General features: G+C 59.3%; 24 protein-coding genes. 11 read left to right on the top strand and 13 right to left on the bottom strand.

Annotated elements, in window-relative coordinates; translation table 11 throughout:
• Positions 1-64: 64 nt before the first annotated feature.
• Entirely contained in the window at positions 65-445 is a 381-nt protein-coding gene (grcA, locus tag ACTG2B_RS15785) for an autonomous glycyl radical cofactor GrcA (protein WP_005334936.1), read from the bottom strand.
• A 379-nt stretch (positions 446-824) separates the two neighbouring features.
• Here grcA and ACTG2B_RS15780 point away from each other — a divergent pair, with 379 nt between their 5' ends.
• The 3 genes from ACTG2B_RS15780 to ACTG2B_RS15770 all read left to right on the top strand — a co-directional run bounded on the left by ACTG2B_RS15780 (position 825) and on the right by ACTG2B_RS15770 (position 2922).
• Complete coding sequence (locus tag ACTG2B_RS15780; protein ID WP_439996373.1) at positions 825-1553, top strand: substrate-binding periplasmic protein; 729 nt, start codon at positions 825-827, stop codon at positions 1551-1553.
• A gap of 69 nt (positions 1554-1622) precedes the next feature.
• Positions 1623-2300 (top strand): uracil-DNA glycosylase, encoded by a 678-nt coding sequence (gene ung, locus ACTG2B_RS15775; RefSeq protein ID WP_005353881.1) that lies wholly within the window; start codon positions 1623-1625, stop codon positions 2298-2300.
• A 70-nt stretch (positions 2301-2370) separates the two neighbouring features.
• On the top strand, positions 2371-2922 hold the full coding sequence (locus tag ACTG2B_RS15770) for a hemerythrin domain-containing protein (RefSeq protein ID WP_005362195.1): 552 nt from the start codon (positions 2371-2373) through the stop codon (positions 2920-2922).
• 168 nt (positions 2923-3090) lie between these two features.
• Here the strand turns inward: ACTG2B_RS15770 and ACTG2B_RS15765 are convergent, their stop codons facing one another.
• The 3 genes from ACTG2B_RS15765 to ACTG2B_RS15755 form a co-directional block, all read right to left on the bottom strand.
• Positions 3091-3915, bottom strand: a complete 825-nt coding sequence (locus tag ACTG2B_RS15765) for a helix-turn-helix transcriptional regulator (protein WP_439996371.1) — start codon at positions 3913-3915, stop codon at positions 3091-3093.
• A gap of 11 nt (positions 3916-3926) precedes the next feature.
• Positions 3927-4463 (bottom strand): YbhB/YbcL family Raf kinase inhibitor-like protein, encoded by a 537-nt coding sequence (locus ACTG2B_RS15760; protein WP_127005875.1) that lies wholly within the window; start codon positions 4461-4463, stop codon positions 3927-3929.
• Between the two features lie 197 nt (positions 4464-4660).
• Positions 4661-5917, bottom strand: coding sequence for an adenylosuccinate synthetase (locus ACTG2B_RS15755; RefSeq protein WP_005347796.1), 1257 nt, complete (start codon positions 5915-5917; stop codon positions 4661-4663).
• 170 nt (positions 5918-6087) lie between these two features.
• On the opposite strand from ACTG2B_RS15755, the gene ACTG2B_RS15750 reads away from it, so the two are divergent.
• Positions 6088-7002: a LysR family transcriptional regulator gene (locus tag ACTG2B_RS15750; protein WP_042658174.1), complete on the top strand. Its 915-nt coding sequence runs from the start codon at positions 6088-6090 to the stop codon at positions 7000-7002.
• 124 nt (positions 7003-7126) lie between these two features.
• Here the strand turns inward: ACTG2B_RS15750 and ACTG2B_RS15745 are convergent, their stop codons facing one another.
• Both ACTG2B_RS15745 and ACTG2B_RS15740 read right to left on the bottom strand, forming a co-directional pair.
• Positions 7127-8551: a TAXI family TRAP transporter solute-binding subunit gene (locus ACTG2B_RS15745; protein WP_439996369.1), complete on the bottom strand. Its 1425-nt coding sequence runs from the start codon at positions 8549-8551 to the stop codon at positions 7127-7129.
• 81 nt (positions 8552-8632) lie between these two features.
• Positions 8633-9778: a MalY/PatB family protein gene (locus ACTG2B_RS15740; protein WP_439996367.1), complete on the bottom strand. Its 1146-nt coding sequence runs from the start codon at positions 9776-9778 to the stop codon at positions 8633-8635.
• Positions 9779-9960: 182 nt separating this feature from the next.
• Here ACTG2B_RS15740 and ACTG2B_RS15735 point away from each other — a divergent pair, with 182 nt between their 5' ends.
• On the top strand, positions 9961-11133 hold the full coding sequence (locus tag ACTG2B_RS15735; protein ID WP_323937095.1) for an MFS transporter: 1173 nt from the start codon (positions 9961-9963) through the stop codon (positions 11131-11133).
• A 14-nt stretch (positions 11134-11147) separates the two neighbouring features.
• Here the strand turns inward: ACTG2B_RS15735 and ACTG2B_RS15730 are convergent, their stop codons facing one another.
• Complete coding sequence (locus ACTG2B_RS15730; RefSeq protein ID WP_323937096.1) at positions 11148-12062, bottom strand: LysR family transcriptional regulator; 915 nt, start codon at positions 12060-12062, stop codon at positions 11148-11150.
• Positions 12063-12189: 127 nt separating this feature from the next.
• Entirely contained in the window at positions 12190-12945 is a 756-nt protein-coding gene (locus ACTG2B_RS15725) for a YciK family oxidoreductase (RefSeq protein ID WP_005334909.1), read from the bottom strand.
• Positions 12946-13167: 222 nt separating this feature from the next.
• Here ACTG2B_RS15725 and sohB point away from each other — a divergent pair, with 222 nt between their 5' ends.
• On the top strand, positions 13168-14175 hold the full coding sequence (gene sohB, locus ACTG2B_RS15720) for a protease SohB (protein WP_005347779.1): 1008 nt from the start codon (positions 13168-13170) through the stop codon (positions 14173-14175).
• Between the two features lie 180 nt (positions 14176-14355).
• Positions 14356-15579: an MFS transporter gene (locus ACTG2B_RS15715; protein ID WP_439996364.1), complete on the top strand. Its 1224-nt coding sequence runs from the start codon at positions 14356-14358 to the stop codon at positions 15577-15579.
• A 34-nt stretch (positions 15580-15613) separates the two neighbouring features.
• Here the strand turns inward: ACTG2B_RS15715 and ACTG2B_RS15710 are convergent, their stop codons facing one another.
• Complete coding sequence (locus ACTG2B_RS15710; RefSeq protein WP_069526364.1) at positions 15614-16696, bottom strand: diguanylate cyclase domain-containing protein; 1083 nt, start codon at positions 16694-16696, stop codon at positions 15614-15616.
• Between the two features lie 175 nt (positions 16697-16871).
• Positions 16872-17225: a DsrE/DsrF/TusD sulfur relay family protein gene (locus ACTG2B_RS15705; RefSeq protein WP_005334901.1), complete on the bottom strand. Its 354-nt coding sequence runs from the start codon at positions 17223-17225 to the stop codon at positions 16872-16874.
• Between the two features lie 158 nt (positions 17226-17383).
• Here ACTG2B_RS15705 and ACTG2B_RS15700 point away from each other — a divergent pair, with 158 nt between their 5' ends.
• Positions 17384-17776, top strand: coding sequence for a DUF1090 domain-containing protein (locus tag ACTG2B_RS15700; protein ID WP_374879149.1), 393 nt, complete (start codon positions 17384-17386; stop codon positions 17774-17776).
• A gap of 75 nt (positions 17777-17851) precedes the next feature.
• Here the strand turns inward: ACTG2B_RS15700 and ACTG2B_RS15695 are convergent, their stop codons facing one another.
• The 3 genes from ACTG2B_RS15695 to ACTG2B_RS15685 all read right to left on the bottom strand — a co-directional run bounded on the left by ACTG2B_RS15695 (position 17852) and on the right by ACTG2B_RS15685 (position 20457).
• Positions 17852-18100: a YfhL family 4Fe-4S dicluster ferredoxin gene (locus ACTG2B_RS15695; protein ID WP_005334896.1), complete on the bottom strand. Its 249-nt coding sequence runs from the start codon at positions 18098-18100 to the stop codon at positions 17852-17854.
• Position 18101: 1 nt separating this feature from the next.
• Positions 18102-19463 carry a prephenate-dependent tRNA uridine(34) hydroxylase TrhP gene (gene trhP, locus ACTG2B_RS15690; protein ID WP_042082572.1) on the bottom strand — a complete coding sequence of 454 codons (1362 nt, stop codon included), beginning with the start codon at positions 19461-19463 and terminating at the stop codon, positions 18102-18104.
• A 256-nt stretch (positions 19464-19719) separates the two neighbouring features.
• Positions 19720-20457: an EAL domain-containing protein gene (locus ACTG2B_RS15685; protein ID WP_111900532.1), complete on the bottom strand. Its 738-nt coding sequence runs from the start codon at positions 20455-20457 to the stop codon at positions 19720-19722.
• Positions 20458-20748: 291 nt separating this feature from the next.
• Between ACTG2B_RS15685 and ACTG2B_RS15680 the strand changes: the two genes are divergently transcribed.
• The 3 genes from ACTG2B_RS15680 (at position 20749) to ACTG2B_RS15670 (ending at position 24455) form a co-directional block, all read left to right on the top strand.
• Positions 20749-21447 carry a hypothetical protein gene (locus tag ACTG2B_RS15680; RefSeq protein ID WP_439996360.1) on the top strand — a complete coding sequence of 233 codons (699 nt, stop codon included), beginning with the start codon at positions 20749-20751 and terminating at the stop codon, positions 21445-21447.
• 45 nt (positions 21448-21492) lie between these two features.
• Entirely contained in the window at positions 21493-21981 is a 489-nt protein-coding gene (locus ACTG2B_RS15675) for a CS1 type fimbrial major subunit (protein ID WP_151285607.1), read from the top strand.
• A gap of 65 nt (positions 21982-22046) precedes the next feature.
• Entirely contained in the window at positions 22047-24455 is a 2409-nt protein-coding gene (locus ACTG2B_RS15670) for a CS1-pili formation C-terminal domain-containing protein (protein ID WP_323937103.1), read from the top strand.
• The last annotated feature ends 10 nt before the right edge of the window (positions 24456-24465 follow it).

The raw sequence follows: 24465 nt of genomic DNA, 5'->3' as shown, positions 1-24465 counted from the left end.
ACGGCCGATTGGCCGTTTTTTGTGCTGATACCGCAAGTATCAGCTCTTCACTGCAGGGCGCTGATTACAGGCTCTGGGTGAAAGTACGGGTAACCACGTCACGCTGCTGTTCCGGGGTCAGGGCGTTGAAACGCACTGCGTAGCCAGATACACGGATGGTCAGCTGCGGGTACTTCTCCGGGTTTTCGATAGCATCTTCCAGAGTTTCGCGACGCAGCACGTTGACGTTCAGGTGCTGGCCACCTTCAACAGCAGGCTCAGCCTGAACCGGCAGTTCGCGGTATTCGAACTGACCCAGGTCAGCCAGTTGCACTTCTTGATCGGCAGCGAAAGCATCGCCTTTGACGCAGATGCAGCGAGCTTGTTGCTTCTCTTCGTCCAGCAGCCAGAAAGAGTTCAGCAGAGCGGTGTTGGCGGCCTGGGTGATTTGAATGCCTTTGATCATGGTATGACTCCTCAATGGGAACGCGAATCCAACTGTAAGGAAATTACCCTGATGTATTTAAGCTACCGTCGATGGCGATGACTTAAAGGGCCCTTGCCTTACACCTTTTCTTTGATGGGGTCATATATACCACGGTGGTAATATTACCAAAATTGATCTAGATCAAGAAAATCCGACAAAGCGCCATTTCAATGGGATTAAATTCTTGAGTTGAATCAAAAATAGGTCATTTTTCTGATTTTGTAAGATATCCAAATTATGCATCTTTTATCTCGCCAATCTAGTAATTTAACTACATCTTTTAGGCTTTTTTCTGAGGTTAATTGAGGGGTTGGCTACACTCAGCAAAAAAACGAGGAGAGTGCCGGGTGAATAATGGGTGGCGAAGTGGGTATGGCTCGCCCTGTGCTGTTGCTGGGCAAGCAGTGTTGCGGTGCGGGCCGAGACGGTGCGTATTGCTGTGGGCGAGTGGCCGCCCTATATCAGTGAGTCGTTGCCCAATCAGGGCTTTCTCTGTGAGGTGGTGCGCCAGGCCTTTGCCGAAGAGGGGCTCGATGTCAGCTTTCACTTCTATTCCTGGGCCGAGGCTTACCGACTGATTCTGGAGGGGCGCTATGTGGTCACCATGCCCTGGTTTCGCTCCCGCGAGCGGGAGCAGCTTTTCTATCTCTCCGCCTCGCTCGGCCATTTCACCACTCGCCTGATGACGCTGACCGGTACGCCCGCGGTCAATCTGGGTGAGCTGAAACACGAGCCGGTCGGGGTGACCCGTGGCTATTTCTATGGCGATGGTTTTGCCGCCCGCCAAGCCGGTCTCACCCTCGAGTGGTCAGATTCCGATGAGGAGAGCATGGGCAAGCTGCTCGACGGGCGGATCCACTATCTGGTGATGGATGAGCAGGTGGCACAGACTCTGTTCCAGCAGGCGCTCTTTCGTCATCCCCAATCGCTGTCACTGACCGGTGCCGCCGACCCCATCTGGTCGCAACCGGGATACCTGCTGATGCGCAAGGCTGATCCAGAGGCGCGCCGTCTGATGCTGCTGTTCAATACCGGGCTGCGCAAGCTGGAGCGCTCAGGGCGCCTAGCCAGGCTCTGGAAAGCGTGAGCCACGGTTGCGTCTTGCGGGCTGGCCCCCTATCCTGAGCCCTTCGCCGTATCAAGTGAGGAGGCCGGGGTGCTGACCTGGAGTGATGTGATTGGCTCTGAGAAAGAGCAGGACTATTTCAAGAGTACGCTGGCAACTGTCAGAGCCGAGCGGGAAGCGGGCAAGGTGATCTACCCGCCAGCCACCGATGTGTTCAATGCCTTCAAGCTTACCGAGCTGGATCAGGTCAAGGTGGTGATCCTGGGCCAGGATCCCTACCACGGCCCCAATCAGGCGCACGGGCTCTGCTTCTCCGTTCTGCCCGGCGTGCGTACGCCTCCCTCACTGGTCAACATCTATAAAGAGATGCAGCGTGACCTGCCAGGTTTCGTCACACCCAATCACGGCTTTCTCGAATCCTGGGCCAAACAGGGTGTCTTGCTGCTCAACACTGTGCTGACGGTGCAAGCCGGTCAGGCCCATTCCCACGCCCATCTGGGATGGGAGACCTTTACCGATCGGGTCATCGAGCAGATCAATGCCAGCTGTCAGGGCGTGGTGTTCCTGCTGTGGGGTGCCCACGCCCAGAAGAAAGGACGTTTCATCGACCGCCAGCGCCACTATGTGCTGACCGCGCCGCACCCGAGCCCACTCTCTGCCCACCGCGGTTTCATCGGTTGCGGTCACTTTAGCGAGACCAATCGCTTGCTGGAACAACAGGGCAAGAGTCCGATAGAGTGGAAATCTGTCTGCATCCCACTTGATTGAGTGCAAAGTTCGGGCGACAAATGACCGTATACTCAGGGACATAAGATTAATTCAGAGCCAAGGAGTGCCCATGTTATCCAGTCTGCACAAGGACCATCTCAACATCGCCCGACTTTTGGAGCTGCTCAAGCACAAGCTGGCAGCCATCCGTGCCGAAGAGCCCATCAGCTATTTTCTGGTGCGCGATGTCATCGACTACCTGCGGGAGGTCTCCGACAAGTACCACCATCCCAAGGAAGACCTCATCTATGACTACTACCTGAAATATCGGGTGGTGGAGGGTGAGGTCGCCAACCGCCTGCAGGAGGAGCACGTCAAGCTGCTGGAAGCCGGGGCCGATCTCAAGGAGATGGTGGAGATGATCCTGATGGATGCGGTGATCCCCCTCGATCAGTTCACCACCAAGCTGGAGCGCTTCGTGGAGCTGCAAGAGGCACACATGAACTATGAAGAGGGGGTGATCTTCCCCCATCTGCGTGACTCCCTGACCGAGGATGACTGGCGTCATCTGGAGCAAAACTGGCAGAACCGCGCCATTGGCGACCCCCTGTTCGGGGCTGAGGTGAGCCAGCACTTCCAGGCACTGGCCAAACGCCTCTCTTTGCCGCTCACGAACGGCTAAGACTAGCCCGTACCTGCCGTGTGGTGGGTATTGTGTGAGTGCAACTTGAGTGAAAACAGAAAGGCCTCCGGATGGAGGTCTTTTGCATGATGGATGTTGCCATTCATTGCGCAGCCCAAGGATATACAACTGCTGGCAGCAACTCTCTTCGGAGAAGTTACATATCGACTATCTGGCGTGACTGAGCAGGGTGGATGGGCAGGTGTGCAGGTATTGGTGGGGCGTCAGGCCAAACTCCTGTTTGAAGCGGGCGGCAAAGCGGCTGGGGGAGTCATAACCGCAGGCGAAAGCGGCTGGGGGAGGGCAGGCGAGGGCGACCTCCAGCGGGGTCAGGCCCTGTTGCAACAGGTTGAGGGCGTGGCTCATGCGTACCTGAGCCAGCAACTGGCGAAAGCTGCGACCTTCGGCGGCCAGCTTGCGCACCATGGAGGCGCGGCTCATGGAGAAGTGGGGGGCCACCGCCTCCAGGGTGTGGTCGATGCCGGGTTCCACCGCCAGGTAGCGTGCCAGCCGCTCTGCGAGGGTCATGGTGCTGGCGGGAAAAAGTAACCCGAGGGCGTTGGCGGCCCGCAGTTCGGCATAGAAGCCGCGCAGCAGTTCGGCCTGTGTTGCTTCGCTCAGTCCCCGTTCGGCCATGGTGCTGATGAGTTCAAAGCAGAAGGCGAGCCCGGGGGTGACCTTGACGGCGGGTTCCTCCAGATCGGCGTGGGAAGGGGCTGACTCGGCCAGCCATTCTGGTGGTGGCGGGGTGAGCAGCGTGATGGCGTGGGAGCGAAATTTGCCCTGCTCCGGCTGATTGACGAAGGTGAGCTGGTGGCCTGCCGGGATCAGCAGCCACCGCTCCCTGTCAAACGACAGACGCTGCTCGCGCCACCACAGTTGCTTGCTCCCCTGGGTGACCCAGATGAGGGTCGGGGCGTAGATGAGCACCCGATGCAGGGGCTGCTGGCGGATCCCGAGATAGTGGCTCTGTTGCAGCAGGGGAGTGCTCATCCGGTTGGCTCCTAGGGGGTGACGAAGGTGGCGGTCAGGGTGGCCTTGCCGAGCGCCATGTTGTTGAGCATGTAGCCTACCATAGCGGGCGGGGTATCAGCCTTTACCTCGAGATCATGGGGCAGGGCCCAGGCGGTGAACTGATAGCGGTGCATGCCGTGACCTGCGGGCGGGCAGGGGCCGCCATAACCCTGGCTGCCAAAGTCGGTGCGGATCTCCAATCCCTGCTTGAGCTTGCCGGAGGCATTGCTGGCCAGCTCGCTCTGGGTGGCAGGCAGGTTAACCACCAGCCAGTGCCACCAACCGCTGCCGGTAGGGGCATCGGGGTCATAGGCGGTGATGGCAACACTCTTGGTGCCTGCCGGCAGATCCTGCCAGCTAAGTTGGGGCGAGTGGTTGTCGCCGCTGCAGCCAAAGCCGTTGAAGCTGAACTGTTTGTCCATCAACTGGCCTTCGTGAATGTCCGTGCTCTTCAGGGTCATGGCAAAGGCTGGCATGGCCGTCAGGCAGAGCAGTGGCAACAGGGCACTCTGTTTGAGCAATTTCATCGGGTGACTCCTCGTGTGGTAACGGGTTCACTTTAGCGAGGGTGGGACAGGATTTTGTTGCAGAACGGCTCAATGTGAGGTCGATTGGTGAGTTAATTGAGCCTTTGGGTGGCTTTTATGGCGATAAGGTAAATAGCAGCCATAAAAAAACCGGCATCAGGGATGCCGGTTTTTTGTTTGACGATAAGAGGTGAGGCTTAGCGCAGGATCATCTCGTCACGGCCCGGGCCGACGGAAACCATCGGAACCGGTACGCCGAGCAGCTCTTCGATGCGCAGCACGTACTGCTGGGCAGCGCGCGGCAGCTCTTCGAAGGTGCGGCAACCGGTGATGTCTTCGCTCCAGCTTTCCATCTGCTCGTAAACCGGCTTCAGGGCTGCGGTTTGCGGCCAAATCGGGTTTTCGGTGTGGGCACCTTCGTAGGCCACGCAGATCTTCAGATCCGGCAGACCGGTCAGGCAGTCCAGCTTGGTCAGTGCCACTTCGGTGGCGGCTTGCAGCTCGACACCGTTCTTGGTGGCGACGGCGTCGAAGTAACCGACATCACGGGGACGGCCGGTGGTAGCGCCGAACTCATTGGTGATCTTGCGGAACTCGTCCTGGTTCTCCATGGCGGTCAGCAGGGTGCCGGTACCGACAGAGGAGCTGAATGCCTTGGCCACAGCGATGACGCGCTCCGGGCGCAGACCCGGCAGACCGCCACCGATACCGGCGTAAGCGCCAGATACGTGGGAGGAGGTGACCCAGGGGTATTCGCCGTAGATCAGGTCACGGCCAGCGCCCAGCTGGGCTTCGAACAGCAGGGTCTTGCCTTCAGCTTGCAGTGCTTTGAGCGGCATGCTGACGTTGCAGACGGCGTCGATCCAGGGTGCAGAGACTTCCAGCAGCCAGTCAGCCATCTCCTGGGCAGTCTGGGTGAATTCGAAGGAGGGGTAGATAGCCTTCATCTGCGGCAGTTTCCAGTCCAGCATGAACTGGATGCGCTCGACCAGCACGTCCGGCTGTTTCAGCCAGCCAACCAGGATCGCTTTTTTCATCACGCGATCGCCGTAGGCAGGAGCGATACCCTGACGGGTGGAGCCATAGGCGCCGTCACCCAGACGTTGCTCTTCCAGGGTATCTTCCAGTGCGTGCAGCGGCAGGCAGAGGGTTGCGCGGTCAGAGATGGCCAGCTTCGGAGTCACGCCGGAGGCTTTGACTTCCTCGAGCTCGACGGTCAGTTTCTCGGGGCTGATCACCATGCCCGGGCCGAGGACAACCAGGCAATCCGGGTTGAATACGCCACTCGGAACCTGGTGCAGCTTGAAGGTGCCAAGGTCGTTGACCACGGTGTGGCCAGCGTTGTTGCCGCCCTGGAAGCGAATGCTGGCGCCAGCTTGACCTGCCAGATAATCCACGATGCGGCCTTTGCCTTCATCACCCCAGTTAGCACCTACGACTACGATAGACGACATGACTCTTTCTCCTAAGACGTTAGGCGTCCATCCTAGGAGCCTGATGTGGATTAGAAAAATTAATTATCTTTATAATTCCGATAAGAGAACCATATAATCATGGCCAATTAAGCGGCAAACCGTCCGATTTTGCCTGGCAAGCCCCGCACATCGCGGGTTGAGGGACTCTTATGCTGGATATTCACTGGTTGCAAACCTTTGTCACCCTGGCCCGATTGCAACATTTTGGCCAGACCGCCACCGAACTGCACATGACCCAACCCAATGTCAGCCTGCATATCAAGCGGCTGGAGCAGGCGACCCGGGTGCGGCTGATCGAGCGCAGCCCATTTCGCCTGACGCAGGCGGGGGAGCGACTGCTGCAAAGCGCCGAGCGCACCATCGCCGAGTTGCAGCTCTGCCAGTCCGATCTCAATGCCCTCAACCAACTCAGCCAGGGGACGCTGGCCATTGCCGCCAGCGACATTATCTCCCGCCTGCTGCTGATCCAGCCGTTCCAGCGCTTCAAGCGGGAGTTCCCCGGCATCGACCTTACCCTGTTCAACACAACCTCGGATCAGGCGGCCGAGCTGGTCAAGGCGGGCAAGGCGGATCTGGGTTTTGTCATGGCGCAAAAGCGCAGCGAGCCGCTCTTCTATACCGAGCTGCAACAGGTGACCTGGTGCGCGCTGGGGCACGGCCTTGCCCGCTGGCAGGCGCGGGCGGTGGCGGGAGAGAGCGATCCCCTCGATGAGCCGACCCTGATCCTGCTCGGTCACGACACCCGCACCCGGGCGCTGATCGACCCGTCCCTGCCGCTGCTGGCCTTGCCCCCCTGCCGCATCATGGAGGTGGGCAGCGTGGACGCCCAGCTCGATTGGGCCGAGGCGGGCTTTGGTGTCGCCATCGTGCCGGACTTCTCCCTGCATCCGCGCCTCAACCTCACCGCGCCGGTCACCAGCCTCGGCGACTTTCCCGGTACCAGTCTGGGCTACGTGGTGCGCCAGAATCAGGTGTTGTCGCGGGCCATCAAGCAGTTGCTGCACTGGGTGGAGGAGGAGATCCAGAAGCCCAATCCCTATCTGACCCGGGTGATAGAGCCGTAGCGGGGCTGCAAGGTGAGCAGGCCTATCGGGGTGACTGTGCCGCTCTCAATTGCGTCACTATCGAACGCGCGTAAACAATCAGGGCAGCCGAAGCTGCCCTGATGCATTTGTGGGCGCTGAGCACTCAGGGCTGCAGCGGGGTGGCTGCGCTAGGGGCTGGGGAGGGAGGTGTATCGGTTTTATCCTGCGGTGGGGTTTCGTCAGCAACCGCGCTGCTGGCAGGCTGGGTTGCCTGCTCTTGCGACGAAGTTGCCGCAGAGGCGCTTTGTGGCCACTGAGTCGAAGCGGCTGCCGATGGTGATGGAACCGTTGACGCTGCGGCCGAAGGGGCCACGCTCTGACCCTCAGTGGTCGGCGTAGCAGTGAGTTCGGGGGTGACCTCAAGTGCCTCTTCGGGCAAGGGATTAACCTCTGTGGCTTCTGTTGCCACTGCGGCACTGCTGGTGGCGGTTGCGTCAGAGGGCGCTTCAAGGGGGGCAGTCGTCCCGTCGGCGGCACTCACCGGCTCTGTCGTGGGCGCCGCCTCCGAGGCCGATGGCGCTGGTGTTAACGGCTCCGGTGTCAGCTGTTCCGCTGTTAACTGCTCGGGAGTCAGTGACAAGGGAGCTGGCGGTTGATCCGACATCCCAGCATGGAGGGGCAGCTCGGTTTGCGCCTGCAACTGCTCGGGGGTCACCTTGCTCAGGGCAGGATGCAGCCGACTGAACTGTTTGACCCGGGCCAGCAGGGTATCGCGCACGGTTCGGACGATGGGGTCCGGCAGGCTGGCCAGCGCCACCAGTTCGGCACTCATCCCGATGTTGTTGATGGCAGTAGTCTGCCCCGGATAGAGGTTGGCGGCGATGCGGCTGCGCTGGTAGTAGGGGTGCTGCTTGAGCAGCGTGTCGATCTGCTCCCCTTCGATGGGGATGAGGCGCACCTTGCAGCGGCTGATTAGATCGCCGACCGCCAGACTGGGGTGACCGGCCACCACAAAAGCGGCATCCAGCGAGCCATCGCAGAGTCCTTCCAGCGGTTCGCTGTCCGACTTGAGTTGATAGGCAGCAAACTGCCCGGGTTGCCATCCCATGGCTGCCATCAGGGCCTGGCTGGTGATCTGCTCACCGGCGCCCTTGTTGCCCGGATAGACCCGCTTCCCTTCGATATCTGCCAGGGTGGTGATGCCGCTATTGGGGGCGGCCAGCAGGGTCAACGACTCCTGATAGAGGCGAAACAGGCTGCGCAGCTCATTGTTGGCCCCCTGCCCACTGAAGGGGCCGGTGCCGTGCAGGGCGTGGTGCAACACATCGGACTGCACCAGCGCCAGCTGTACGTCCCCCTTGTCGAGTGCCTTGAGGTTGGCCATCGAGCCACGGGTGCTCTGCACGGTGCAGCTGTCCCCATGCAGGGCATGGCCGGCATTGAGCACCCGGCAGATGGCGCCACCGGTCGGGTAGTAGACCCCGTTGAGCGGGCCCGTTCCGATAGTCAGCGCCTGGCTGCCAAAGGGGAGCAGCGCAGAGAGTGCACAGAGGGGGAGCAGAAGGTGATGCAAGATCCGTAGAGACATAATTGACCGTTGACTGAGTTGACCGCTGGCTGATGACACCGGGGAAAAGGGATGGGGCTTGCCCATCCCGTTGCTGGCTGATCAGGGCTTGCTGTGTTTGAGGATTGCCCGCTCCATCCGCGCCAGCGCGTCGGTCAGTCGTGCCCTGGTGCAGCCGAAGTTGAGCCGCACGAACTGACCGTCGCCAAACTGGGCGCCGGGGGAGAGACCAACGCCGGCCTGCTCGAAGAAGGGGATGGGATCGGCAAGGCCAAGGGCGCTCACATCGAGCCAGGCCAGATACGTCGCCTGATGGCTGGCCAGCTTGACGCCGGGCCAGCGTGCAACCGCTTGCTGGATCAGGGCCAGATTGGCCGCCAGATAGTCGAGCTGCTCGGTCAGCCACTGTTCGCCACCCTCATAGGCCGCTTCGGCGGCGACAAAACCCAGCAGGTTGACATCTGCGCTGATGCCGCGCATCGCCTGTTGCAGCCTGAAGCGCAGACGGGCGTTGGGGATAATGGCGAAGGAGCAGCAGAGACCGGCGATATTGAAGGTCTTGCTCGGGGCCATCATCACCGCACAGCGCTCGGCCGCTTGCGCACTGATGGCGCCGTAGGGAATGTGGCGGGCGTTTTTATCCAGCAGCAGATCGCAGTGGATTTCATCGGAACAGATCACCAGATTGTGGCGCGCGGCGATGGCATCGATGGCCAGCAGCTCGTCACGGGTGAAGATGGTGCCGCCCGGGTTGTGGGGGTTGCAGAGCAGCAGCAGATCTGCGGCGGGAGCCTGACGCTCCAGCTCTTCAAGATCCAGCACCCAACGACCGGCTTCTTCAATCATCGGCACGGTGAGCAGGGGACGATCATTGAAGCCCGGCGCCTGCAGGAAGGGGTAGTAGACCGGCTTGGGGGTGATGATACCGCGGCCATGCTGGCTCCACGCCTTGCAGGCAAGGTTGAGCCCCGGCACCACGCCGGGCAGGAACACCAGCCATTCGGGCTCGATTGTCCAGCCATAGCGGGTCGCCATCCGTTCGATAATGAGTTCGATCAGGCGCGGCGAGGGGCGTGAATAGCCGAAAATGCCGTGGGCGACCCGTTTGGTCAACGCCTCAATCACGGACGGGGGGGAGACAAAGTCGGTATCGGCAACCCACATGGGCAGCACATCCTGACCCTTGTACTTGTCCCATTTCAGGCTCATGGTGCCACTGCGGTCTACTTCCTGATCAAAATCAAACATGCGAACTCCTTGTGCTGGCAGGATGGGCTTTCACTCTACGGGGTCGCGGCCTCCCTCGCAAGGCGCACACCTGCTTATGCCATCCTTGAGCCCGCTCTTGATAGTGACATAAGATAGGCGCCGAATTTTCATACGGCTGCCGCCCGTTAGCCCGTATCGTCCTTCCAATCAGTGGTAACCCTATGAGCTTGTCGATAGCTGCGGTCAAACGCCCGGATCCCGTCTCTCTTTCATTTCTTGCCGTGACCTTTATGACCGGCGTCGCGGTGGCACTGCAGGTGCCTACCTTAAGTCTGTTTCTGGCCGAAGAGGTGCAGGTGCGCCCCTTTCTGGTCGGGCTCTTCTATACCATCAATGCGGTGGTGGGCATTCTGGTCAGCCAGTGGCTGGGCCATCGCTCTGACAACAAGGGGGATCGCAAGCGACTGATCCTGCGCTGCTGTTTTGCCGGGGTGGCGCTCTCCTTGCTGTTTGCCTGGAACCGCAACTACTGGCTGTTGGCGAGTCTTGGGGTGATGCTGGCGGCGCTGGCGGCCACTGCCAGCCCCCAGCTGTTTGCGCTGGCGCGGGAGTACTCCGACAGCCGCAACCGGCGGGCGGACATGTTCAGCTCGGTGATGCGCGCCCAATTTTCGCTGGCCTGGGTCATAGGCCCGCCCATCGCCTTCGCGCTGGCCATCGGCTACGGTTTCGAGCTGATGTACCTGGCCTCGGCACTGGCCTACCTGCTCTGCGCTCTGGTGGTGTGGCGCTGGCTGCCCTCTCTGCCGTTGCCCAAGATGGCTGAAGAGATCGAGCGGGTCAGCAGCTGGCGGGATCCGGCGGTGCGGGCGCTCTTTATCGCCTCCACCCTGATGTGGACCTGCAACAGCATGTACCTCATCAATATGCCGCTCTACATCACCCGGGAGCTTGGGATGGATGAGAAGCTTGCCGGTATCCTGATGGGCACGGCGGCGGCGCTGGAGATCCCCTTCATGCTGCTGGCGGGTTATTACACGGCGCGCTTTGGCAAGCGCCCCATGATGCTGCTGGCGGTGCTGGCTGGCGCGGCCTTTTACACAGGTCTGGTGACCCTCACCGACCAATACGCCCTGATCGCCTTGCAGCTGTTCAACGCCATCTTCATCGGTATCGTGGCGGGGATCGGCATGTCCTACTTTCAGGATCTGATGCCGGGGCGGGCCGGGGTGGCGACTACCCTGTTTGCCAACAGCATCCGCACCGGCTCCATCATGGCGGGGGCCATCGCCGGTGTGGTGGCGGAGGTGTGGAGTTTCCACGGGGTCTTTATGGTGGCGCTGGGATTGGCGCTGGTGGCACTGGCCGCCAGTTGGCGGGTGCCCAACGTTTGACAGGGGGCTGGCTGTTATTTGTCGTGCCGGGGCTGGGGGTGCGGGAGCGTCGCTGATTCGCCCTGATACTCGTTGCGCAGGCAGCGCAGCAGCAGCTCGGTCGCGGGGCCGAGAGATTCGGGGGAGAGGGTCAGCAGATAGGTGTAGAGGTGGCGCTCGTTGCCGCTTTCCAGATCCAGCTGTATGAGTGAACCTTCCGCCAGCTCCCGCTCCACCAGATGGCGCGGCAGCCAGGCATAGCCGAGGCCGAGGCGCAGCATGGCGAGCACTTCGTAGTAGTGGGTTGCCTTCCAGCCGGTGTCATCCGCATCGTTCCAGTCCACCGAGCGGTGAATGGGGGGATGAAGGCTGATCTGGTTGTTGCTGGTCAGCACGTCGCTGCGGATGGGCCCCTCCTCTTGCGCCAGCGGATGGCTGGCGGCGCAGAGGGGCAGCAGGCACACCTCGTCCAGCAGCAGGCCGGTGCGATCGCCGGGCAGGTGCTCGGAGAGCATCAGATCCCCCGGTTGCAGGGCGTTGAAGTGGCAGTGAATGCGTTCGTGCAGGTTGACCCGGCAACCCCGGCTGCGGGGATAGAAACTGGCCAGCGCCCGATAGAGGCGATCCCTTGGCTGCAGCGCCGAAACATAGAGGTTGATCTGCGGCTCCCACTGCCGCTCCAGGTTGTTGGCCAGATTTTCCAGCTCTTCCACCTGCTGGCTCAACTGACGGGCCCGCTTGAGGAAGATCTCGCCCGCCGGTGTCAGCACCGCCTTGCGGCCGCGCACCTCCAGCAAGGGCACCCCCAGACTCTGCTGCAACTTTGCAACCGCATGATTGAGGGAGGACTGGCTCTTGTTCAGCGCCTCGGCCGCCTGGGCGTAGCCGCCGCAGTCGACCACCGCCTGAAAGATCCGCCATTGCTCAAACGTGCTCTTGGGACGAAACATAGTTCAACCTGATTGGAGATAGGATGGTCAGTGGTTCGAACAGGGAGCCTGTGCCCCCTATTCAATTTAACCCCTGCCGCACAACACTCTGGGTATTTTATTGATTTATTTGGACTGAGCCGCCTGTTTATTTTGGCTGAGCCACAAAGGTCTGGCCGGTTTTGCCGCGGCTGTCCGACCCCATCAGGTAGAGGTAGAGCGGCATCAGGTCGGCCGGAGTCTTGAGGTTCATGGGATCTTCCGCCGGGAAGGCGCTGGCGCGCATCTTGGTACGGGTACCGCCCGGATTGAGCGTATTGACCCGCACACCGGTGTTCTCAAGCTCGTCGGCCAGCACTTCCATCATCCCCTCGATGGCAAATTTGGAGATGGCATAGGTGCCCCAGTAGGCGCGCCCCTTGCGTCCCACGCTGGAGGAGGTGTAGACGATGGAGGCATCGCCCTGCGCCTTGGCGGTCTGGCGCAGCAGCGGCAGCAGCGCCTGGGTCAGCAGGAATTCCGATTTGACGTTGACCTGCATCACCTCGTCCCACTCCTTCTCCTGAATGTGTTCAAACGGAGAGAGGGTGCCAAGCAGACCGGCGTTGAACAGCACGCCGTCGAGGCGGCCAAACTGCTGGGCGAAGGTTTCGGCCATGCCGCGGTAGTGGGCGGCGGTGGCCCCTTTCAGATCCACCGGCACGATGGCGGGCAGCGGATAACCGGCCGCTTCAATCTGGTCATACACGGCTTCGAGTTTGGCGCTGGTGCGGCCGAGCAGGATCACGGTGGCACCGTGGGCAGCGTAGGTGAGGGCGGCTTCGCGGCCGATCCCGTCGCCGGCACCTGTGACCAGAATGACTTTATCCTTGAGCAGATCGCGGGGTGCCTGATAATCGAGCATGACAACTCCTGTTAACAAATTCCGGCCATAAGTGCATGGCAATCGGCGCCAAGTGTACTGATCCGCGCGCCTGTTTGACCAGCCAGCGGCAAGAAAAATGTGAAGAAAATAGAGAGGTTGTGATGCTCGGGTTGGTTTTTCCGGGCACTGGCTGCGATTTTTTGCGCGCCTCCATCAAACTCCCTAGAATGTGACGAAAACCGATCAATTTTGGAGTCCATCGTGACATTTCTGACCGAGTATGGCCTGTTTCTGGCCAAGACAGTGACCTTCCTGCTGGCCATCGGCGCCATCATCCTGATGATCGTCAGCACTCGCCAGCCGAAAGCGCGCAAGGGTGAGCTGGTGGTGACCGATCTCTCGAGCGAGCTGGAGCAGGGGCAATTTGCGCTCAAGAGCGCGCTCGCCAGCAAGGCCGAGCGCAAGGTGATGGAAAAGCAGCAGAAAGAGGAGCAGAAAAAGCGCGCCAAGGCGGGGGATGAGCGCAGTCGCCTGTTCGTGCTCGACTTCAACGGCAGCATGGATGCCAAAGAGGTGGCCTCCCTGCGCGAGGAGGTGAGCGCGGTGATTGGTGTCGCCCAGCCCGGCGACGAAGTGCTGCTGCGGCTCGAATCTGGTGGCGGCGTGGTGCATGGTTACGGCTTGGCCGCTTCCCAGTTGCAGCGACTGCGCGATCGTGACATCAAGCTCACCGTGGCGATTGACAAGGTGGCGGCGAGCGGCGGCTACATGATGGCTTGCGTGGCGGACAAAATCCTGGCGGCCCCCTTTGCCATCGTCGGCTCCATCGGGGTGATCGCCCAGATGCCGAACTTCAACAAGTTGTTGAAAAAGCATGACATCGAATTTGAGATGCACACCGCCGGTCAGTATAAGCGCACCATCACCATGTTCGGCGAGAACGACGATCTGGGGCGCGAGAAGTTTCGCGAGGAGCTGGCAGCGATCCACGAGCGCTTCAAGGCCTTTGTGGCCGAACACCGCCCGCAACTCGATATCGATCAGGTCACGACCGGCGAGCACTGGCTGGCGAGTCAGGCCAAGGGGCTGGGATTGGTGGATACCCTCTGCACCAGTGATGACTATCTGCTGGCGCAGGCCAGCCACCACAAGGTGATCGGCATCAGCTATCGCAAGCCTAAAAGTCTGACCCAGAAGCTGGGACAGCAGGGCGCTCAGGCGCTGGAAGCCGGACTGGGGCGTCTGTGGCAGCAGAGCCCCTGGCGCTAGCCCGAGGGAAATCCCGCGATAAAAAGGCCAGCCGATGCCCATCGGCTGGCCTTTTTGCATCCGGTTGCACCTTGTCGGTGAGCGAGGGTTGTTTCTATTGAGGCCCTCTGTTACAACTGAATGCTTTCCCCGTTTATGACAGGATCTTGTGGTAAGAGCTGCGGGGCATGGAGCATAGCGATGTCATGGAGCACCTTCAGGCAATTTACCCCGCTGGTCTGGATCGTCATTCTGGGCACCTTCATGGTACGCACCAGCTACTACATGGTGTGGCCCTTCCTCTCCATTCTGCTCTATCGGGAGTATGACCTTTCGGCCACCTTCATCGGCCTGTTGCTGGGGGGCTCAATGGCCCTCTCTACCCTGGTCAGCTTCTACGGCGGCTGGCTCTCTGATCGCTTCGGGCGGCGCAGCATACTGCTGGCCGGTTGTCTGGTGGCGATGATCTGTTTCGGCCTGCTCGGTTTTTCGCACGAGGTGTTCTGGCTCGGAGTCGGGATGATGGGCAGCGGCCTCTCGTCGGGGCTCATCGATGCCCCTGGCAAGGCGCTGATGGCCGACAGTCTGGCCTCGGCCAAGGCGCGGGAGCTGGCACTGCACCTGCGCTATTTTCTGCTCAACCTGGGGGCCGCGTTGGGGCCTCTGCTCGGGGTGACCCTCGGGATCAACGCCCAGCAGGAGACCTTTCTGTTTCTGGTGGTGAGCTATTTGCTGCTGGCGCTGGCCTTTGGCTGGGGATTTCGCCGGGCTGGCAGCACAGGCAAGCCGGGTGCTGCTGGCCCCGGACTGCGGGATGCCATCAAGGTGTTGCTGGCGGATCGCGCCTTCCTGCTGCTGGTGATGGCCAATCTCCTGATGGTGCTTGTCTACTCCCAGTTTCACTCGCCGCTGGTGCAGTACCTGACCCGGGCTGGTATGCCGCAGGTGGCCGAGCTGGTTGCTCTGCTGGTGGCGACCAATGCCCTGACCGTGGTGCTGCTGCAGTTTCCGCTGCTGCGGTTGTTGTCACGCTGGCCGGTGCGGGTACGGCTTCATATCGGTATGGCGCTCTTTCTGGCGGCCCAGCTGCTCTTCGCGCTGGGGGACCCGATGGTGCGCAGCCACTGGTTTGGCGCCGTGCTGCTGCTCAGCATCGGCGAGACCATCCTGTTCCCCCTGCTTAACGTGCTGATCGACCAGATGGCCCCCACCCACCTCAAGGGGAGCTACTTTGGTGCCAGCGCACTGGCCGGGTTGGGAGGGGCCGCCGGCGCCCTGCTGGGAGGCTGGATCCTCGAGCAGTGGAGCGGTCAGTTGCTCTATGTGCTGATGGCGCTGCTTTGTGTGGCGATTTTTGCGCTCTATGAGTGGGGGGCCAGAGTACAGCGTCCCGCAGTGGCCACGTCTGTGGTTGAGCGGAGCTGACCCGGTTAATGCGGGGTTCTGTGATGCTGAATGTTCAGTGCGTGCTACCCGGCGTCTTCTCTTTGAGCGCCTTCTTGGCTGCGTACATCCTCTCGTCGGCGAGCCGGATCAGGTTTAGCCCGTCGTCGTAGTGCTCCGGCCCGGTCTGCACTATGCCGATACTGAGGGTGAGATCGCCCAGCTGCTCCTTGACAGTGTTGATCAATCGTTTGAGATAGATATCCCGCGCTTGACTCTCGTTGCAGTTGGGCAGGATCAGGCAGAACTCATCTCCCCCATAACGAAAGCAGCAGTCTTCGGCGCGAAATACCTGACGGATGCAGTTGCCGACGATGCGCAGGATCTCGTCTCCGCGCTGGTGACCTTCGGTATCGTTGATTTGCTTGAAGTTGTCGATATCGAGATAGGCGATGGCCATGGGTTCGGCACGGCGCTGACAGGTGCGCAGGCTTAGCAGCAACAGCTCGTTGAGGTGGCGAACGTTGAGCAATCCGGTCAGGGCATCGGTGCGGTTCAGCTCCTCCAGTTGTTTGGTACGCTCGCGTACTTTCTGCTCCAGACTCTTGGCATAGTTCTCCGACTTCTCTCTGGATGACTCTATTTCCGACACCAGACTGCGAATGTAGGTTTCGAAGACCAGAGTGATGTCGAACAGAAAGAGTTTGTCCAGTGCGGCCAGCATGACGAGACGCTCCGGTTCATCGTGGATCTGCTCGAACATATCCTCGATCAGCAGGGCTTTGAGGGTGTTGATGGCGGCCAGATAGAGCTTGGGTTCGACCCCGATCCGCTTGTGAACCAACCCGATCCGCAGCCGGTTGTTGACGTACTCCAGATCGTAATGGCCGCTGAAGAGATCGAGCACATAGCGCCGTTGCGCGGTGCGCAACCGTATGAGGGTATCGGCATCCCCGATCAACAGGGCGATCTCGGTGATGGCCGTCTGCTGCTGGTAGAAGCGATCCACCAGGGCGTCGATCCGTGGTTCTATCTTGCTGCAATAACTTGCCAGCCGCGCCACATCCTGCTCATTGAGCAGCAATAACTCCTTGCGATGGGCAATTTCGAAGTCGGTGATCCTCATCTGCTCAAGCAGGGTCTGTTCGGTCGGATTCATCGTCGTCCTCGGTTTATTACTGGGCGTTACGCTGTCCGTGAGGTGGGACAAACAAGCAGGTGTAGCAACTGATAGTGTAGTCAGTGAGACTGGCGGCGCGTGCAATGCCCCCGTATGGCGGGGGCCATGGAGGGTCAGATGAGAGCTAAAGGAGCAAGAGATCCGGAGGGGGTGATCAGAAGGTCAGCACCTTGTCGGCAGCCAGGGTCCATTGGGCCAGCATCGGCAGGGTGCCGACCTCAATCCCCTCGATCAGCGGCAGGGCGGTGATGCCACGGGCATCGGTGCAGGTCTTGCACAGGCGAATGGTGACGCCTTGCGCCAGCAGGATCTCCAGCATCTGGCGCAGGTTGTATCCCTCGGCCGGTGCCTGACCGGCCAGCGCAGCACTCACCGCATCGGACATCAGGAACAGCTTAAGGCTGGCACCACCCTGTTCGTTGAGGGCGATAGCGAGACGCAGGGCGTTGAACAGGGATTCGCTGCCATAGGGGGCCCCGTTGGCAATGACCACAATTTGTTGATTCATAACAGACTCCCGATTGGAAAGAGCGCCATTGTAGAACCAACAGGGTGGCAATTGCGTGATGTTGCACAACTTCTGTCGCACCTTTTTCCCGCTTGCTTGACCCTGCTGCCGATCGAGGTTTTTATGGTCAGCTCGCAAACAAGACCGGATGAATCGAGATGTGGAAAGTATTGGGAGCCGGCTTGCTGCTGTTGGCGGGTCAGGCCTTTGGCAGTGAGGCGGTCGGTTGCAAGGCCCGTCTGCAGGCCATCAATGACCAGCTGGTGTTTGCCAAAGAACACAATAACGCCGGGCAGATTGCCGGGCTGGAACAGGCCGCGCGCAATATCAAGGCCAACTGTACCGATGAAGGTCTGCTTAAGGAGCAGAAAGAGAGGGTTAACAAACTGCGTGGCGAGGTGGATGAGCGTCTGCTTGAACTGCAGGAGGCGAGAATCAGTGGCAAACCGGAGAAGATTGCCAAGCGGCAGGCCAGGCTGGAGGAGTCCCAGACCCGGATGCTGGAGGCCCAGCGTGAGCTGGACAAACTGATCCGGCTGGTCGGCAAGTGATGGCCAGCCGCTGAACGCAGGATCAAAAAAGGCCGATTATTCGGCCTTTTTTTCGTTTTACGGTCTGTGCTTCAGCTACTGCCTGTGCATCCGCACAAACTTCTCCATCAGCTGATCTTCGGTCTCCACATGAGCGGGATCCCAGATGATGCAGTCGATAGGGCAGACACTGATGCAGGTCGGCTTCTCATAGTGACCGACGCACTCGGTGCAGCGACTGGGGTCGATCTCGTAGATCTCCTCACCCAGGCTGATGGCCTGGTTGGGGCACTCGGGATCGCACATGTCACAGTTGATGCACTTGTCGGTGATGAGCAGCGCCATCTCAGGCCGCCGTGTGCGGGTTGCGGGTATCCTGGCTGTCGCCAAGATTACGCAGCAAAATGCCGTAGTTCACATCCAGATCTTTCGGGACTGGCACATAGACCACGTGACCGTTGCCCGGCGCGGTATCGATAAGCTCGCCCTTGCGGTTCTCCATCTGCTCCAGATTGAAACGGACGTTGCCCTGCGGGGTCATCAGCTCCAGGTTGTTGCCTACCAGGAACTTGTTCTTCACCTCGACCTCGACCATGTCACCTTTGCGACCGGTGATCTCGCCGACAAACTGCTGGGTGTCGGAGACGGAGTAGCCGTAGTCGTAGTTCTGGTATTCGCTGTGGTTGTGACGGCGCAGGAAGCCCTCGGTATAGCCGCGGTGGGCCAGATTTTCGAGAGTGCCCATCAGACTGCGGTCGAACGGACGACCCGCCACCGCATCGTCGATGGCCTTGCGGTAAACCTGAGCGGTACGGGCGCAGTAATAGAAAGACTTGGTGCGCCCTTCGATTTTCAGGGAGTGAACGCCCATCTTGGTCAGTCGCTCGACGTGCTCGACGGCACGCAAGTCCTTGGAGTTCATGATGTAGGTGCCATGTTCGTCTTCGAACGCGCTCATGTACTCGCCCGGGCGGTTGGACTCTTCCAGCAGCACAAGGGCATCAGTCGGCTTGCCAAGGCCCAGGGTGTTGTCCGGACGCACTGCGATGGGCTCCTGACGGTGGACGATCTGGCCCACGTCATCTTCTTTACCCTCGTGTACCTTGTACTCCCAGCGGCAGGAGTTGGTGCAGGTGCCCTGGTTGGGGTCACGCTTGTTGATATAGCCGGAGAGCAGGCAGCGGCCGGAGTAGGCCATGCACAGCGCGCCATGGACGAACACCTCCAGCTCCATCTCCGGCACCTGCATGCGGATCTCCTCGATCTCGTCCAGCGACAGCTCGCGGGAGAGGATGGCGCGGGTCAGGCCCATTTGATGCCAGAACTTCACCGTGGCCCAGTTGACCGCGTTGGCCTGCACCGAGAGGTGAATGGGCATATCCGGGAAGGCTTCACGCATCATCATGATAAGACCGGGGTCGGACATGATCAGCGCATCGGGGTTCATCTCCACCACAGGGCGCATGTCGCGGATAAAGGTCTTGAGCTTGGAGTTGTGGGGCTGGATGTTGGCCACCACATAGAACTGCTTGCCCAGCGCATGGGCTTCGTTGATGCCCAGCTGCAGGTTTTCGTGATCGAATTCGTTGTTGCGCACCCGCAGGCTGTAGCGGGGCTGACCGGCATAGACGGCATCGGCGCCATAGGCGTAGGCGTAACGCATGTTCTTGAGGGAACCTGCGGGGGAGAGCAATTCTGGTTTAAACATGGCGGACTCTTTATATCTGATTGCAAATCAGGACGATGCCACCTGATGGCATCGTAGTGGTTGAGTTGCGGTGCAAAAAGCTCTCAGAGAAGAGGCTCAATGCAGCGCGACCCGATGACGGCATATCCGGGCCTATCTACAGAAGATGCGCCGGATATTCGGGGTGCGAGATTGTACTCGCCCCCACGTCATCATGCAATTTGGCTGGAAATTGTTGGCAGCGCGAGCCGACAGAATGCCGAAATGAAACAGCCGCTCAGGCCCAACGGGAGAGGGGGGCGGGCATGGCGTAGACGTAACCCTGTTGATAGTCACAGCCGAGCTGGTCGGCAATCTCGATATGGGTCTGGTTTTCCACCCCTTCGCACACCACCTTCATGCCGAGTCGCTGCAGGTACTCCACCAGTCCGGTCAGCATGCGCAAGGCATGGCTACTCCTAGTCGCTTGCAGCAGCAGGGAGCGATCCAGCTTGATGACCTCGTAGGGGAGCGCCATCACTCGCTGAAAATTGCACTCCTGGGTGCCAAAGTCATCGCAGGCGATATGGGCACCGTGGCTGCGCAGTACCTCGATCAGGGCCAACTCCTTGCGCTCTAGCGGGGCGTACTCCACCACCTCGAACCAGATTGCGATATCCAGCTTGCGGGCCTGCAAGAGAGTGAGTAACAGCAGGTTCTTATATGTAGTGCTCTCAAAAGCGGGGTTGAGGTTTATCGAGAGGGTACAAGGAGCATGGCATGCCAGTGCTGGCAGGTCGCGTAGAATGGCTCTGAGCATAACGATATCCACATGCAGGGACTCGTCATCGCTGAGAGAGGGAAAGTCTATTCCCTGATAGCGCTGCTGGCGGGGTTCCCAGCGTCTGGCCAGCGCCTCAAAGCCGATGATCTGGCGATCCCGGTTAACGATTGGCTGATAAAAGGGCACGGCAATGTCCGCTGTCGTCAGGGATGCCACGTCACCGACCGGAAACTCTTCTTTAAACGCAAACATGTCACTTCCCTGCTGACTGAGATGATTTCAGATAATAGGGGAGGATGTTGAAAGCTGGCTGTAGGAATTGTCTGATTGTTTGCAGAAAAAATACTTTGGCAGTATCAGATTATTCCGATTAAGTCCGCTGTGTGGATTATCTAGACTGGCCTCAATGACGAATCGCCGAGCCAAATATGATCATTGGGCGATTTGCATATATGGAACTCACATATATTGAACTCATATATCTTTCGGAGCCTGCAATGAAGGCACTACTCTCTATCATTTTCATAGTGTGATTATTATTTCATGAATAAGATTTTTGCTGTGTTGCTGCTTATATTCAGCAGCAATGTCTTGGCATCTCCAGATATTAGCGTTGGCACCTTATATGACTATATGTCAGCAGAAAAAACTACGCTGCTCAAGCGGGTTAGAAATCTTGGTAATGAGACGGCCTTTGTCAAAATAACGCTGGCCGAAATTATATATGGTGCCGATGGCGTGCCGAAGGAGCGGGAGTTACCGGAGGAGGGCGTTCGCCAGCTGGTGACAAGTCCATCTCGGTTGATTATTCCTATAGGTGGAATCCAGGCTACCCGTTTTATTTATATGGGTGAGAGGGAGCGCGAACGTTATTTTCGGGTGCGTTTTGTACCGGTCAAACCACAGGATGATGAAATAACCGAATTGCCACCACAGCAGCAAATTAGCGCCGGTGTCAGCATCATGACCGGTTATGGCACCATTTTGTTTGTGGCACCCAAAGAGACCCATTATGACACCCGGATTGGCCGCGATAACGGTGCCCTCTATGTGGAGAATCGGGGCAATACCACCGTGATTCTCGATTATCTGGAGTTGTGTGACAAAACGTCATGCAGCCAACCGGAGAAGCTGCATCTGTTGCCCGGCGTTAAAAAACGGGTCAGCCAAGATGCCACCAGTACGGTTCGTTTTGAACTGATAGAAGGAAAGCAATCGGTATTCAAGGAGTTCAAGGCCTGAACATCGATATGTCATATGAATATCATCAAAGAATAAGGAGTGGTTATGAAGAGGTTATGGTTCACCCCCGCACTGTTGTTGGCAAGCAGTACCCTGATGGCAGCCGAGAAGGTCGAGCATACGGTAACGGTGACGGCGCAGATCCCGACGGACAAGTTTTATGTGCAGCCGGTCGGGGACTGGATGAATACCCCGCAGAAACTGACCTTCAACCCTTTTAACCAGAAGTTGGATCCCTTGGCCAAGCAGCTGGAGATGAAGAGCACTCTTGGCCCCATCAAGGGCTATCTGGTCTATCCCGCCACCATGGCTAGCGGCAAGGATAGCATCGGTTTGACGGTCAAGGTCGGAGGCGTCGCACTGACCACCACATCCGCCGAGCTGTTGACTCAGGCCGATGCCAATACCGGCAAACAGGTCGGACTGGAGATCATTCCGGCCGTGGCTCCAAGCGGTGGCTACAAGCCCGGCAACTATCAGGGAATTGTCAGCATGATGTTTGAATCCGAGGCGCCGCCTGCTCAAGGTGGCTGACTTGGGGATGTGGGGGCCATCAGGCCCCCCTTTAATTGAGATTTCAGGCTTTCAGGTTGTACTTCATGGTTCGTTCTCTTCTTCTTTTGCTCGGGCTGTTGCTCTCTGCTCCGCTGGTGGTGGCTAAACCTGCACTGCTGTTGCAACAGGCGCAGCAGTTGCCGGAAGGGTTTGAAGAGCACTTTTTTGGCGTCCCGCTGATGGTGCGAGTCACTGTCGACGGTCGCCTGCTGGGGGATGGGGAAGTGCTGCTCGGGCGGGATAACTCGGTACAGCTGCTTTCACTGGTGGATGTACAGGAGAGCGAGTTTGACGAGGGTACGCGTGAACGCTGGTTGAGCAAGTTGGGAAGCCATCTGCCACTCGGCGAGTGCGGCCGTGCCTGTCCCGAAGGCATAGTGGGGTTGCAATACAGCCTGGAGGAGTCCCAGCTCTCGGTACTGACCGGTCAGGTGGAGCTGGGGGCGCGGGATCAGCGCTTTATGGCGCTGCCTCAAGAGAGCAAGGGGTTGCTGATCCAGAACCAGCTGAACCTGGTGCAGGGCACTCAGCGCCATGGACACTACAACCTGCAGCTGGAGGGCAGCTGGGGACCGTGGACCCCTTTTATGGAGGGGGATGCCACCTGGCAGGAGGGGCAATCGAGTGAAGTCGGCCTGGCTCAGCTTTATGGCGAGCGGCTCCATGAGGCCAATTTTTATCGTCTCGGCTTCTTCTTTCCCTCGGCGCAGGGGTTGGTGCGTCAGCCCAACTACTACAGTGGCGCGACCCCCACAGTGCTCGGGATGATGTGGGGCAGCTCGGATCTGCTGCGCCGGGAGCGCGGGGTCCCCAGTCTGGCGCCGATCCAGGTGGCACCGGCCCGGCCGGGCATGGTGGAGATCTATCGTGATGGCAACCTGATCCAGTCCCAGCCGGTCGTATCGGGTTTGCAGGCACTTGATACCCGATCGCTGCCCGGAGGTATCTACGAGGTAGAACTGCGGTTGCTGGAGGATGGTCAGGAGACCCGCCGTTGGCGCGAAATGATCTACAAACCCTCCAACTGGCAGACGCCGGAGGAGCCGTGGCGCTTCAACCTGTTTGCCGGACGCCAGACCCGCTGGCTGGTGCGGCAAGGAGATAGTGATCTGGAAGGGGCCAGTGGTGGTATTGCCGTTAACCATCTGCTGCTCCCCTCGCTGGTAGCGGGGGCGGGTAGCCAGTATGTGGACAAACGAGCCCAGCACTCTCTCTCGCTTGATTGGGAGGCGACCAGTCAGCTCCACGGTTTTGCCTCCCTCAACCAGAGTGTCGGCATGGGGTGGGGTTACGACTTGCAGGGGATCTACTGGCATGGCAACAGCAGTCTGGTGGCCAGCCATTCGCGCAATCTGCGCAAGCAAGGGGAGGCGAGTGCGGTGTCCAGTCTGTCACTGCAGAAATCGCTGGAAAAATGGGGATCCCTCGGGGTCTATCTCTCTCATCAGTCTGGTCGTGGTAATGGCGCTGATGTGGGATGGCACTATAGCGATCGGCTGTGGGGGCGTTGGGTGACCTGGGGGGTGACCCTGTTCGATCGCCCCGGCAGCGAGAGCACGGCGCAGCAGCGGGATCGCGGCAGCACGTTCAGTCTGACCGTCAACCTGGGCGGACAGGATCGCCAGTTGTCGTTGGGGCTGGGCAGCAATACTTCCCGCTCGGGCGGTGCCCAGCGCAGCGCCTATCTCAATTATCAGCAGGAGGTGGACTGGGGGCCGCTTCGTCAGGTCAGCGTCGGTAGCACCCACGACAGTTATGGTACCGGCCTGTCAGGTTATGGCCGTTTTGCATCGCCCTGGCTGGGGGGGGACCTGTTTGCCCAGCACTCCTCTTATAACGAACAGGTGACTGGCGGTATCAATCTGGAGAGCTTGGTGGCACTGGGGCGGGAGGGGGAGCTGGCGCTCGGTTCTCGAGAGATGGGCGGTATGGGCAATGAGGCTGCGATGATCCTCGATATCGACGCCGACGATGAGGCGGCACGGATCCGGGTTAGCGACGACTTGGGTAGCGTCCAAACTCTTGGACCTGGGCGCCATCTGGTCTCGGTGCCAGCCTTGCAAAGTGGCGCCTTGCAACTGGAGATGGCCGACCACGAAGGGGCACCGCTCACCATCAAGCCCACGGTGCTCCCCTACCACCTTAACCGCGGCGGAGTAGGTTATGGCCAAGTAAATATCATGAGTACAGTTACTGTTATAGGGAGACTGCTTAATAAAGAAGGTAAGCCCCTAAAAGGAGCCGTGGTACGGAATCATATTGGCCGCACAATCAGTGAAAATGATGGCTTTTTTGTAATTGAGATGAGCAAAAACAATCCTAGTTTACAGATTGAACATGATGGCAGATTACAATGTCAGATGTTATTGAACCAAGATGATAAAAAATGGAGACAAGATACGTGGCTTCTTGGTGATCTCGTTTGTCATGAACAATTACTTGCCAAAAAATAACTTAAGGATA

It is taken from the genome of Aeromonas sp. 30P (genome assembly GCF_051919805.1).
GTDB lineage: Bacteria > Pseudomonadota > Gammaproteobacteria > Enterobacterales > Aeromonadaceae > Aeromonas > Aeromonas veronii.
This window is presented reverse-complemented; position numbering and strand designations above follow the sequence as displayed.

Excerpts from the sequence above, each read along its gene's own strand:
- ACTG2B_RS15750 (WP_042658174.1), top strand. The coding sequence starts at position 6,088 with ATGCTGGATATTCACTGGTTGCAAACCTTTGTCACCCTGGCCCGATTG.
- ACTG2B_RS15710 (WP_069526364.1), bottom strand. The coding sequence starts at position 16,696 with ATGAATCCGACCGAACAGACCCTGCTTGAGCAGATGAGGATCACCGAC.
- ACTG2B_RS15745 (WP_439996369.1), bottom strand. The coding sequence starts at position 8,551 with ATGTCTCTACGGATCTTGCATCACCTTCTGCTCCCCCTCTGTGCACTC.
- ACTG2B_RS15740 (WP_439996367.1), bottom strand. The coding sequence starts at position 9,778 with ATGTTTGATTTTGATCAGGAAGTAGACCGCAGTGGCACCATGAGCCTG.
- ACTG2B_RS15715 (WP_439996364.1), top strand. The coding sequence starts at position 14,356 with ATGTCATGGAGCACCTTCAGGCAATTTACCCCGCTGGTCTGGATCGTC.
- grcA (WP_005334936.1), bottom strand. The coding sequence starts at position 445 with ATGATCAAAGGCATTCAAATCACCCAGGCCGCCAACACCGCTCTGCTG.
- ACTG2B_RS15675 (WP_151285607.1), top strand. The coding sequence starts at position 21,493 with ATGAAGAGGTTATGGTTCACCCCCGCACTGTTGTTGGCAAGCAGTACC.
- ACTG2B_RS15700 (WP_374879149.1), top strand. The coding sequence starts at position 17,384 with ATGTGGAAAGTATTGGGAGCCGGCTTGCTGCTGTTGGCGGGTCAGGCC.
- ACTG2B_RS15725 (WP_005334909.1), bottom strand. The coding sequence starts at position 12,945 with ATGCTCGATTATCAGGCACCCCGCGATCTGCTCAAGGATAAAGTCATT.
- trhP (WP_042082572.1), bottom strand. The coding sequence starts at position 19,463 with ATGTTTAAACCAGAATTGCTCTCCCCCGCAGGTTCCCTCAAGAACATG.
- ACTG2B_RS15680 (WP_439996360.1), top strand. The coding sequence starts at position 20,749 with ATGAATAAGATTTTTGCTGTGTTGCTGCTTATATTCAGCAGCAATGTC.
- ACTG2B_RS15730 (WP_323937096.1), bottom strand. The coding sequence starts at position 12,062 with ATGTTTCGTCCCAAGAGCACGTTTGAGCAATGGCGGATCTTTCAGGCG.
- ACTG2B_RS15670 (WP_323937103.1), top strand. The coding sequence starts at position 22,047 with ATGGTTCGTTCTCTTCTTCTTTTGCTCGGGCTGTTGCTCTCTGCTCCG.
- ACTG2B_RS15735 (WP_323937095.1), top strand. The coding sequence starts at position 9,961 with ATGAGCTTGTCGATAGCTGCGGTCAAACGCCCGGATCCCGTCTCTCTT.
- ACTG2B_RS15765 (WP_439996371.1), bottom strand. The coding sequence starts at position 3,915 with ATGAGCACTCCCCTGCTGCAACAGAGCCACTATCTCGGGATCCGCCAG.
- ACTG2B_RS15760 (WP_127005875.1), bottom strand. The coding sequence starts at position 4,463 with ATGAAATTGCTCAAACAGAGTGCCCTGTTGCCACTGCTCTGCCTGACG.
- ACTG2B_RS15695 (WP_005334896.1), bottom strand. The coding sequence starts at position 18,100 with ATGGCGCTGCTCATCACCGACAAGTGCATCAACTGTGACATGTGCGAT.
- ACTG2B_RS15770 (WP_005362195.1), top strand. The coding sequence starts at position 2,371 with ATGTTATCCAGTCTGCACAAGGACCATCTCAACATCGCCCGACTTTTG.
- ACTG2B_RS15755 (WP_005347796.1), bottom strand. The coding sequence starts at position 5,917 with ATGTCGTCTATCGTAGTCGTAGGTGCTAACTGGGGTGATGAAGGCAAA.
- ACTG2B_RS15705 (WP_005334901.1), bottom strand. The coding sequence starts at position 17,225 with ATGAATCAACAAATTGTGGTCATTGCCAACGGGGCCCCCTATGGCAGC.
- ACTG2B_RS15685 (WP_111900532.1), bottom strand. The coding sequence starts at position 20,457 with ATGTTTGCGTTTAAAGAAGAGTTTCCGGTCGGTGACGTGGCATCCCTG.